This window comes from Taibaiella soli, assembly GCF_003236175.1.
In the GTDB taxonomy this organism is placed as follows: Bacteria; Bacteroidota; Bacteroidia; order Chitinophagales; family Chitinophagaceae; genus QKTW01.
This window is the reverse complement of sequence record NZ_QKTW01000022.1, coordinates 127,951-140,021: the sequence shown is the minus strand read 5'-3', so window position 1 is coordinate 140,021 and position 12,071 is coordinate 127,951. Positions and strand designations below refer to the sequence as shown.

Genomic DNA, 12,071 nt, shown 5'->3' with positions numbered 1-12,071 from the left:
TTGCGTTTTTGACTTTTGAATTTTGCCTTATAGAATTGCTCTAATAATCACATTCAAACTCCAGATAATCACCAATGCCCCCACACCGATAAACATAGTCTTTAGCGGCAGCTTCCCAGCCAGACGCGCCGCAATAGGTGCCGCAATCAGACCACCAATGATGAGCCCGGCGATAACCATCCAGTGGCTGATACCAATTAAGGAGAAAAACGTGAGTGCACTGGCAAGGGTCACAAAAAATTCAGTGATGCTTACCGTGCCGATTACATACTTCGGTGTCTTTCCTTTAGAGATCAGCGTACTCGTCACCAACGGTCCCCAGCCACCTCCGCCAAAAGAATCCAGGAAGCCTCCGGCAGCAGCCAGCCAACCTACTCTTTTCAGCTTCTCTACTTTCTTATTTTTTCGGAACGCATTCCAAATGATACGAGCGCCAAGCAACAAAGTATAAACGGCCAACACCGGCCGAAAATAATTGGCATAGTCGTTTCCGTATTTTGCAAGCAGCCAGGCACCAAGAATAGCACCAATCACGCCGGGCGCCACCAGGTACTTGAACAACTTCTTGTTGACGTTACCAAACTTGTAATGACTAAAACCCGAAGCGCCACTAGAAAACATTTCCGCGGTATGGATGCTACCGCTGATTGCGGGCAATGGCACACCGGCCGAAAGCAAAACTGTAGTACAAGTAACACCATAACCCATACCCAACGCGCCATCTACTAGCTGTGCAAAAAAACCGGCGAGTATCATTATGTAAAACTTTGGATCCATTTGAATGATGAAATGACGACCACTAGTCACTAATGTTTCCAACGAAACGTAGGATAAAATAAGATGCCCGAGAAACATAAAGAAGAACGCGAACAAGCTCCAGGAAGCAATTTTCCGCCAGCGACGTTCTCCATTTTTTTGTGCGATTTCGCTGTAAGCCAATGATTGTGTCAACTCATTTAAACGTCTGACCTTTTCATTAAAATCGCCCGAAAGACGAGACCGCAGTTCACTCATACTATCAATCAATCCGTGTATATCATCCGTTATAGCTTCATTCAGATATTCTTTAATCCGCTTTGCCAGTACCGGAGATTTCCCGTTGGTAGAAACCGCAATTTTCAAATGCCCCTTTGTGACGATCGATCCCAGATAGAAATCGCAATACCGCGGTTGGTCTGCGGCATTAATCAATATTGCCCGTTCTTTAGCCGAACGATAAACATGTTCGCTGACTACCGCATCATTCACTGCGCTGATCACCAAATCAACACCATCAAGATCTGAAGATTCAAATGCTTTCTGCACCAGTTTTACATTAGGATAATAGGCAGCTAATGCAATCACCGCATCACTAATCTCCAACGCAATTAAACGCACATTCGCTTCAGGCGCATTGTTTAAAATAGTCTGCAATTTTTCATAGCCAATATTTCCGCCACCCACAATCAACAGCTGAAGCTGATCCAGCTTGAGAAAAACGGGAAAAAGTGGGTTTACCTCTGTAGCTGCAACACTATCTGTTGTCGCTTTTCCTAAAATAGCTGCCTTCATTTACGTTGAAAATTGTCATCAAAAATGACGGTGAAATAATAGAGTCCGCCAATTACCGGACCTCCTTCATACTGGTAATATTTTTTATTGAAAAGATTGCTGGCACCGAGTTTGAACGTTGTATAGATTTTCGGAACAGCATAATTGATCTGTGCATCGACCACATCATAAGCAGGAATAAAACCATTTGCCAACGGACTTTGCCAATCGAATCCACTCTGCCAGCGCCAGGAAATATTAAAACCAGTGTTCTTAAATATTTGTGCATTACCCAATGAAATATTGGTGATCCACTGCGGTGTATTAAATGCAGGGATCAATGCATCACCCGCTGAAATATGCAACAGTTGCGCATAGGAGACATTCGCACTCACAGAATATTGCCGCGGCAAATTGTAGCGCAATCCGAGACTGGCTCCCTGATTGCTGACAATGCCCGTGGAGTTGGTCCACATGCGATAGACCGTCGACTTTGTTTTATCGTATGCATAGAAAACAGTGCTATCATCCACACCAATTGTGCCTTTGTCAGGTTTCGTCAATTCAACCTGTCCGATGAAATCTTTGTAGACATTGAAATAATAATCCGCATCTATAAACAGTCTTCCTCCAAACAATATGCCTTTATATCCTGCTTCCAGCGAATTGATATGCTCCGGCTTAATGTAATTGTAATTGCTTTTTATAAGCAGATGCTGGTTCTTTTCAATGGCTGCCGTCTGTGTTAAACCATTCTTATTGATGTCGTTATTTACAGCCGCGATAAAAGCATCCTGCGATGTACGCACATAGGAGTTTTCAAAAACACCGAAGTACTTTGACATTACTTCTAATCCACCCAAACGTTTCACACCACCGTTATCGACGTAAGAAAATCCTTCAAAAAGAGTAGGAAACCGGTAGCCATTCTGGAATGAAATCCGGAAATTATGTTTTTGTGAAACCGTGTATACCAGCGCTATTCGCGGATTGATCCTGGGGTCGAAATACTGTACTTTATCTGCACGAACAGAGGCCACTACTTTCAATTTTTCTTCGAAAAATGTTTTGGTAGCCTGCGCAAATCCGCCGTAACTATAATAGTGAAATATTGTATTGAGCTTTGTCGAATCCGTATAAGACTCAGGATTTACATAACTATTCCCGTCCGGATGAATAATATAATCGCGATAATTAAACCCCGCCAACAGCTTTATCCAGGATACATACTTAGAAAAATCGTACTGGCCTTCGCCGTGAACAAAACCCGTTTTCATAATTAACGCGGCACCTTTATCCCAGTTATTGATGTGGATGAGTTCATTTTTTTTGTCGTCAAATGCCTGCGTTCCCGGCTGATAACGACCATTGTCTGCAGCGGCGCGTGCTGCCGCCTGTGCGTCTGCAACACCGGAACCATTGTCTGTTGCCGCGAGAAATGCATTGGAGTAATCACTGTACCATTGATTATTACTCTTAAATGCGAGATCCATATTTTCGCCCAACGGTCGCAGATTATAAGAATTACCAGTGTTCTCACCGGTATAATAAGCCTTCAGAAAATAATTGCTTCCTTTCAACTCGGCTACATGCTGTTGTATCTGCAAACCATCCAGCTCAATACGATTACCACGTTGATAAAGATTAGTCACATTGCCGATGCGATAAGTATAAGAAAGCTCCGCACCTTTTCCCAGCTTGTAATACAATGACGCATCAAATTTCAGATTATGCAGGTTATAATCTGCTAAATCCTTTTCAGCATAGCCTGTTCTGCTCACTACATACTTTTTCCCATCGAGTGTAAGGGTTCTCCGGTCACTGCTTTCATCACCGTAATTATTGATCAGATCAGCACCAGGATTATTCGCTCCCGTCAGACCAACCGATACATTTGCGTTCGGATTCTGATCGCGCATATTGTTAGCGATCCAGTCATAGCCACGCATATAATCAGCATTGATCTTAAATGCAAAACGTTTTCCGATTACCCTGGCGTAGCGAACCGCCGTCTCATACAGCGGTGTGGGACTGTGCAAATCATCATCAATATGGTTTACACCGATTTTCTGGTATACGCTGAGCCCTTCGTATTTAAACGGAGATTTCGTTTTCATGTTTGAAATGCCATTCACCGCATTTAATCCATACAAGGCAGAAGCCGCACCGGGTATCAGTTCCACACTTTCTATATCCAAATCCGTAGGCCCCACTGCGTTGGCAACCGGCGCACCTATACCCGGAGAAATATTATCTACACCGTCTACCATCTGCAGAAACCGCGAATTGGTAGTTCCGCTGAAACCACGCGTATTGGGCACTTTGTAGCCTAGACTTAATGTGGTCATCTGTACTCCCTTCAGATTTTCGAGCGCATCATAAAAACTTGGAGCTGCGCTCTGCCTGATTGCACGGATATCCAGCTTTTCAATGCTCACCGGGGTTTTCATCATACTCTCAGAAACTCTGGAAGCACTCACCACCACCTGATCCATCACCATCGCCTGTGGTTGCAGTAGTATATTAACCTCCTTGCCAACCGCAGTAATCAGAAAGGTTTGGGATTGATATCCGATTGCCGAAATCAACAATTCGATCGGCAGTTTTTGGGCCACTTTCAGTTGAAAATTGCCTGCATCGTCTGTAATGGCTCCGATGGTCGTTCCTTTTACCTGCACAGTTGCGTTGTTGCGTAATTGACTATTGACAGAATCCAGGATCCGCCCCGAGACTAAATAAGCATCCTGTGCAGCAGTTTTATAAACCGCCACTAGCAGCAACAGTAGAAAAATCTGTAAATGTTTTGATTGCATAAATATTGTTTGCGTGAAATGAAAAATGGCATTCTAACTGGATTAGCATTTCCTATCGGTCCCCGTGGGGACAATATTTTTTCACGCCCAACAAACTATCTGGTATAGGATTTTTGACAAACATCATACGTTTGATTTTGTTTAAACAGAAGCAACCCACCACTTTCGAACAGCGAAATCGCCAAAGCGTTCACCCGAAGTGCGCTCATTCTTGTATATACTGAATAGCTGATCCAGATTTTCCAGAATCTGGGCTTCATCCAGATGTTCTTTATAAATTTTATTGAGACGAAGCCCCTGATAATCGCCACCTAGATATAGATTATACCTTCCCGAAGCAGTGCCAATCAGGCCGATTTCTGCGGCATATGGTCGCGCACAGCCATTTGGACAGCCAGTCATACGAATGGTAATCTCTTCATCACTCAGTAGATGTCTATTCAGTATCGGCTCAATTTTTGAAATCAGCTGCGGCAAGTAACGCTGACCTTCTGCAAGCGCCAGCGGGCAAGTTGGCAATGCCACACAAGCCATTGCATTTCTACGGATCACCGAAGCATTTTCTGTGTGCTGGATGACACCGTGCTTTGCTAAAATCTCCTCGACAATTAATTTATCCTCCGGCTGAATATCACTCAATATGAGATTTTGATTACAGGTAAAACGGAAACTTGCCTTCCGTGTTTGCGCGACTTCGAAAAACGCAGTCTTCAACGCCGCGCCTTCTAAATCAGTCACCCGGCCATTTTCAACGAAAGCGGTATAATACCAAAACCCGGCTTCATTCTGCATCCAGCCGTAATAATCTTTACGCTCGGAAAAATGATAGGATCGCGGTTCTTCCAGTTTAAAACCAATTCTATTTTCCAATTCCGCACGAAAAGCATCCACGCCCAATTTATCCAACGTGTATTTCAGCCGGGCAAATTTCCGATCAGTACGATTGCCATAATCACGCTGAATGGTGAGTACCTCATAAACAGCTTTTAATACCTTCTCTTCGGAATCCGCAAAGCCAATCACTGTTCCCAGTCTTGCGTAGGTATCCGGATTACCGTGAGTTGTTGATAAACCACCGCCAACGGCTATGTTAAAACCTTTCAACCGATTATTTTCAATAATGGCAATGAGCCCGATATCATTTGCAAACACATCCACATCGTTGTTCGGTGGAATCGCAATTGCAATCTTAAATTTTCGCGGCAGATAACGGTCTTCGTATAATGGATCTTCTTCTGTACGCTCTGCCAGCTTTTCTTCACCAAGCCAGATCTCATAATAGGCGCGGGTTTTGGGTTTCAGCATCTCGCTGATTTTATCTGCGTAAGCAAATATCTCGGCATGCAATGGAGATTGACCTGGATGTGAACTACACAATACATTGCGATTAATGTCCCCACAAGTAGCAATAGAATCCAGTTTCGCCAAACTGAAAGATTGAATGGTCGGTTTAATTTTCGATTTGAGTAAACCGTGCAGCTGAACGGTCTGACGGGTCGTAATTTTAATAACCCCAGTACTATTCTCCCCAGCAATATGATGTGTAGCCTCCCATTGCTCCGCAGTCAAAAAACCGCCAGGAAGGCGAAGCCGGATCATAAATGAATACAGTCTTTCCAGTTTTTTCACAGCACGTTCTTCTCGCCGATCACGATCATCCTGCTGATACATTCCATGAAATTTGATCAATGCCTGATCGTCTTCGCTGATACTACCGGTAATCTGATTAGAGACACTCTCGTTCAGCGTACCACGCAGCCCTTCGCTCTTTATTTTTATATGCTCAATTGCGGATAATTTCTTTTGTTCGCTCATTATTTTCAATTTTTAATAAACATCTTTCAGATAACGCCCTTCGTCTTTCAGTTGTTCCAGATAGGCCCGTGCAGCATCTTTTGAGCAAGTACCATGAGTTACAATAATCGCCAGCAATGCTTCTTCTACGTCAACACTCATCGGTTCTTTGTTGCCGCAGATGTAAACTGACGCACCATTCTGCAGCCATTCATAAACATCTTTCCCTTGTTCTAATAACCGGTGTTGCACATAAATTTTCTCTTGCTGATCTCGCGAAAAGGCCAGGTTTACCTTGGTAAGTAATCCGCTTTGATGCCAATTTTGTATCTCGGTCTGATAAAGAAAATCTGTAGTGAAATGTTGCTCCCCGAAGAAAAGCCAGCTCCTGCCGGATGCCTGCAGTGCATCCCGCTCTGAGAGAAACGAGCGGAATGGTGCGATACCAGTTCCAGGCCCAATCAGAATGATATCTTTAGTTGCATCCGGTAATCGGAACTGTTTATTTTGATGTATGGCAAATTGAATTCCTGCACCCTCTTCCAATTGCGACAGATAGTCAGAGGCAAGCCCATAATGCAATTCTTCATTGACATAAAACTGATTGCGACTCACTGTAAGATGAATTTCCCCTCCATGCAACGAAGGCGAAGAGGCTATACTATATTGCCTCGGCATAATCGGTTCCAATAACTGAACTACTTTCACAAATTCATCACTACTACGCACCGGATAAATACGCAAAAGATCTACGAGACTGATTTTTGTTTCCGGAATTTCCTGTTGCACCAACGCTGCATATTGTTTTACTACTCTTTCATGCAGGTAACGAATATTGATTTTGGTTCGTAATAATATCTCTAAAGGCAGTGATTCGTTTTTATAGTCAACAAGTCTATCTGCCGCAACGCCCACCAATCGCAGTATTTCCGACACATGCACCTGACTATTTTCAGCAATAATACTCAGTGAATCTCCGGGTTCATACAGCACTCCCTCCGCTTCAATCTCTATATGATGGGTCTGTTTTTTTGAACCGATATCGTTCAAATTGACGTTCGATAAAATCCGGCCATTATAGATTCTCTTTCCTACAGGATTCACAGAGACATCAGATGTCTTTATGTCTACATTCTGACCAGACAACGATTGTAGCACATTATCAAACCACAGAATCGCGCCGGCTTCATAATCTACATCACATTTTTGCAAAGCAGCAATTCTAAAAGCACCAGCATTTTCCAACTGTATATCTACATCAATTCCCGCCTGGCAAAACAAAGGATAAGAACTATCGCCTAGCGCGATCACTCCATATTTTAACTGCTTCAATTGCAACGTCTCCTGATACAAATGATCGTAAAATTTCTTAGCTGCAGCTGGCGGCTCACCATCACCTTGCGTACTGATTATCACGAAAAGAACTTCCTCTTTAGTCAGATCAGATAATCTGTATTGATCCAGCGCACCTACTTTCGCAGGAATACCCTTTTGCTTTGCAAGCGATGCTAATTTTGCCGAAAGACTTTTTGCATTGCCAGTTTCGGTACCATACAGAACAGTTACTTTCCCCGAAAAACTAACAGGCGCAGACTGCTGTAGCGGGCGTTTGCCAGACGAAAGCACGCCGGCCAGATACCCGTTGATCCAGATCAGCTCGTCATACGACGCCCCATCAATGAGCTCATTGAGCGCATTTTGCTTAATATTTGCCAACATTGTTTTGAGATTTTTAAATCAGGGAGGAGAGACTATACTGCTGCACTGGCTGGTTTTCACCGGCAGCGCGAAAATAACTTTTGGATATTTTGCTATTCGCTAGCCACCGAAATGATTGATGTAAATTCACCACATTTCCGATAATCAACAAGGTCGGCGAAACAAATCCGCGCCGAAGTATTTGACTGTTCAAATCTGAAAATTTCCGGGTAAACACACGCTGGTATGGTGTTGTAGCCTGCTCAATCACCGCTACCGACTTTTTGCCGGAAATACCGTGCAATGATAAATGCTGAACCAAATCGTTCAACGTTTCACCCGACATATAAAAGACAAGTGTATCATCTGTATCTGCCAGGTCTTGCCAATGTGCAGCAGAAAGAATATCAGTCTTCTGATAAGTAAGGAAGCGTACTGCTCTGGCATTATCCCGCGCTGTGAGTGGAATGCCCGCATAGGCCGCAGCTCCCGACGCAGCAGTAATTCCTGGCACCAGCTCATAAGGAATATTATGCGCCCTGAGGGTTTCAAGTTCATCCAGAATATTGGAGAAGACGGAGATATCACCTCCTTTCAAACGAACAATAAACTTTCCTTCCTGTGCATATTGCACCAGCAATTTGTTGATTGTTTTTTGAGCGATTGATTTATTTTCCCCGCCTTCTTTACCGACGAAGATGATTTCCGCAACGGGATTTACGTACCGTTGTAATATTTGCTCACTGACGAGTCTGTCAGTGAGTACTACCTCGGCCATGTGTAAATACCGGGCAGTTTTTAGAGTAAGCAATTCCGGATCGCCAGGCCCAGCGCCTGCAATCACAACTTTTCCTGTATGCATTGTTTGCTATTTTAAGTATTGTATTGTTTTGGTTTCACGCAAAGACGCGTAAGAAGCAAAGGCAAATAAGGTTTTATATAACCCGCTAAAAAACCACGTAGGAGTAACAAACAAAACGATCTACATTGAGCCAGGCAGATACGTAAACCGTTTTGCTGGTTAAATTGACATATTGTGTATCAATCGAAAATCTTCAATCAAAAATTAATACAGTCCTTCGACAGATAAATAGCGCTCGCCGGTATCATAATTAAAAGTGAGCACACGAGCGCCTTTAGGAAGCTCCGGAAGTTTTTTTGCCACGGCGGCTACTGCTGCACCTGTAGAAATACCAGCGAGCAATCCTTCTTCTTTTGCAAGACGCTGTGCGTAATCAAACGATTCATCTCTGCCAACCTGAATCACACCATCCAGCACGCCCGTATTCATCACAGAAGGAATAAAGCCTGCGCCCAAACCTTGCAGCGGATGCGGGCCTGGAGCACCACCACTCAATACTGGAGACAGTTCCGGCTCTACTGCATACACTTTCAAGTTTGGAAATTTCTGTTTTAAAATTTCCGCTACGCCGGTAATATGTCCACCGGTACCGACGCCGGTAATGATGTAATCCAATCCTTCGGGAAAATCATTAATAATTTCTTGGGCAGTAGTTTTGCGGTGTACTTCTGCATTTGCTGCATTATCAAATTGCTGCGGAATCCATGAATTCGGTGTTTGTTCCGCCAGTTCATTGGCCTTTTCAATCGCGCCTTTCATGCCCTTTTCTCTTGGTGTCAATTCAAACGTCGCACCGTATGACGACATCAGCTTTCTTCTTTCAATACTCATTGATTCGGGCATCACCAGGATCAGTTTATAACCTTTCACAGCAGCGACTAACGCCAATCCGATCCCTGTATTTCCGGAAGTTGGTTCAATAATCACACTATCCTTTTTCAGAATGCCTTTCTGCTCGGCATCCTCTATCATTGCCAATGCAATACGATCCTTAATACTAGCGCCAGGATTGGCTTTTTCCAGTTTAATCCAGACTTCGTGATCATTCCCCAATACTTTATTAAGTTGCAGGTGCGGCGTGTTGCCAATTGTCTGTAAGATGTTTTGGACCTTCATTTTTAATGTTTTAAAAGTTATTTATTATGAGTTTCAGATGACGAAATTGAGTGGCTCCGGTAACGGATTTTTATCTCTTACTACTACCTCACTTTTATGATAAACAATGGAATGAGGCTCTACACTGTGCGTCAGCCATACGTTTCCACCGATGACGCTATGATTTCCGACGGTTGTGTTTCCACCGAGAATTGTGGCGCCGGAATAAATAATAACATTGTCTTCAATCGTCGGATGTCTTTTCTTATGTGCCAATTCTTTTGCGACGTTGAGTGCCCCTAGTGTAACGCCGTGATAAATCTTCACATGGTTTCCGATGACTGCCGTACCACCGATTACAATGCCCGTGCCATGATCAATAAAAAAGGATGTCCCGATCTGCGCACCCGGATGTATATCAATCCCCGTCCGGCTATGTGCATATTCTGAAAACAATCTTGGCAATGTATGCAACTGCTGCGTGTGCAATTGATGCGCGAAACGATAAATTGCCGTTGCAAAAAAGCCAGGATAAGCCACCAATACCTCTTCTATAGATTCCGCAGCAGGATCAAACTCAACGATTGCAGCAGCGTCCTTCAACAGCCATTGATAGATATCGGGAATGGCGTCAAAAAAAACAACAGCTTGTTGCTTCGCGATCACCTCGTCCTTGAGCACGTCAAATACCAGAGAAGAAAAAATATCTCGCAGTCCTTCATAGATAGCCAGCAATTGCTCTATTGAATCACGCCTTGGCGTGAATAAAAACGCAAATAACTGATCTGCGAAAGAGATGGCTAACTTCTTATCCGGGAAACTGGGGAAATTACCCTGCCCACGCTGAAAAAGTTGTTCCATGAAACCCTGACTCATAAACTATAAATTGTTTGGTTAAACTTCCTACTGTAATAACGCTGCGCCAACAGTTACAAGGCTTGTTTCATCAACCAGTATCGCACTGCCATTGTGCTTGTTCTCTGCATAAGAATCGTATACTAATGGAGCCGCTGTTTTCAGTTTTATTTTCACCACTTCATTGAGCAGTACCTGCTGTGGTCCTAACGCTCGTTCAAGTGTATTCACATCCAACTTGTATGCTATCTCTTGTACAACCGCCGGAACTACCCTGCTGTTGTGCTGCAGTAAATACCGGTTACCAACTGCAAGTGGCTTCTGATCCAGCCAGGCAATCAAGGTTTCTACTTCCTTATCTACCGTCGGTTGTTGTGATTGGGGGACGATCACATCTCCACGACTATTGTCAATATCATCTGATAATCGCAGTACGGCACTTTGCGGTGTAAACGCTTCCGCTACCTCTTTTCCATCAATTTCTATCGACTGAATCGTACTCGACAAACCCGAAGGCCACACGGTTACTTGCTCACCTTTGCGATAAATACCACTCGTAATTTTTCCGGCGTACCCGCGATAATCGTGCAAGGCTTCTGTTTGGGGGCGAATGACATACTGAACAGGAAACCGGGCATTGTCCAAATTTACATCATTTTGTAATTCAACACGTTCCAACAGTTCTAAGAGCGGTGCACCTTCATACCAAGGAATGTTTTTTGAGGATTCCACAATGTTATCACCGTCTAATGCGCTCACCGGAATAAACGTCACATCGGGCAAATCCAGCGAACGGGCAACCGAAGCATAATCATTCACGATGTCGAAAAAAACTTCCTGCGAATAATCGACCAGGTCCATTTTATTTACGGCAACAACCACGTGAGGGATTTTTAATAAGGACGCAATAATAGAATGTCGCCGTGTTTGTTCTACAACACCCGATCTTGCATCAATAAGAATAATGATGAGCTGCGCATTTGATGCTCCGGTGATCATGTTGCGCGTGTATTGAATGTGACCGGGCGCATCCGCTATAATGAATTTACGTTTGGGCGTCGCAAAATATTTGTAAGCAACGTCTATTGTAATGCCCTGCTCGCGTTCCGCACGCAGACCATCTGTAAGCAAGGCCAGGTCGATCGTTCCCTGCTCCTTATTTTTTGTTTGTCGCTCAATTGCTTCAAGCTGATCTGTAAGAATATTTTTGCTATCGTAAAGCAAACGTCCGATGAGTGTGCTTTTGCCATCATCAACGCTACCTGCTGTTATAAAACGTAGTATATCCATTTTTTGTTGAGTTGTAAGTTTTTTATTTTTTAGTTCTAAGTTTTAGCATTCGTTTTTCGCGAGACGTTTTCTTTGTCAGCATGACGAACGCGAGCGAGCTCATTGCGGTTCGCTAAAATGTTTCTAACCATTCT

At 43.7% G+C, this 12,071-nt stretch carries 8 protein-coding genes; all 8 read right to left on the bottom strand.

The window, feature by feature from the left end; all coding sequences use genetic code 11:
* Positions 1 to 27: 27 nt before the first annotated feature.
* Positions 28 to 1,551 (bottom strand): TSUP family transporter, encoded by a 1,524-nt coding sequence (locus tag DN068_RS16485; RefSeq protein WP_111000037.1) that lies wholly within the window; start codon positions 1,549 to 1,551, stop codon positions 28 to 30.
* Positions 1,548 to 4,343: a TonB-dependent receptor gene (locus DN068_RS16480; protein ID WP_111000036.1), complete on the bottom strand. Its 2,796-nt coding sequence runs from the start codon at positions 4,341 to 4,343 to the stop codon at positions 1,548 to 1,550. The genes DN068_RS16485 and DN068_RS16480 overlap by 4 nt, the downstream gene beginning before the upstream one ends.
* A 141-nt stretch (positions 4,344 to 4,484) precedes the next feature.
* A complete protein-coding gene (locus DN068_RS16475) occupies positions 4,485 to 6,158 on the bottom strand; it encodes an NADPH-dependent assimilatory sulfite reductase hemoprotein subunit (RefSeq protein WP_111000035.1) in 1,674 nt (557 codons plus the stop codon).
* A 12-nt stretch (positions 6,159 to 6,170) separates the two neighbouring features.
* Positions 6,171 to 7,856 (bottom strand): diflavin oxidoreductase, encoded by a 1,686-nt coding sequence (locus tag DN068_RS16470; protein WP_111000034.1) that lies wholly within the window; start codon positions 7,854 to 7,856, stop codon positions 6,171 to 6,173.
* Positions 7,857 to 7,869: 13 nt separating this feature from the next.
* Positions 7,870 to 8,697 carry a uroporphyrinogen-III C-methyltransferase gene (gene cobA / locus DN068_RS16465; protein WP_111000033.1) on the bottom strand — a complete coding sequence of 276 codons (828 nt, stop codon included), beginning with the start codon at positions 8,695 to 8,697 and terminating at the stop codon, positions 7,870 to 7,872.
* Between the two features lie 204 nt (positions 8,698 to 8,901).
* The gene (gene cysK / locus DN068_RS16460) at positions 8,902 to 9,813 is read right to left on the bottom strand and encodes a cysteine synthase A (protein WP_111000032.1); all 912 of its coding nucleotides are present in this window, start codon (positions 9,811 to 9,813) and stop codon (positions 8,902 to 8,904) included.
* Between the two features lie 33 nt (positions 9,814 to 9,846).
* Positions 9,847 to 10,668, bottom strand: a complete 822-nt coding sequence (gene epsC, locus DN068_RS16455; RefSeq protein ID WP_207798991.1) for a serine O-acetyltransferase EpsC — start codon at positions 10,666 to 10,668, stop codon at positions 9,847 to 9,849.
* Between the two features lie 27 nt (positions 10,669 to 10,695).
* The gene (locus tag DN068_RS16450; protein WP_111000031.1) at positions 10,696 to 11,937 is read right to left on the bottom strand and encodes a sulfate adenylyltransferase subunit 1; all 1,242 of its coding nucleotides are present in this window, start codon (positions 11,935 to 11,937) and stop codon (positions 10,696 to 10,698) included.
* Between the last annotated feature and the right edge of the window lie 134 nt (positions 11,938 to 12,071).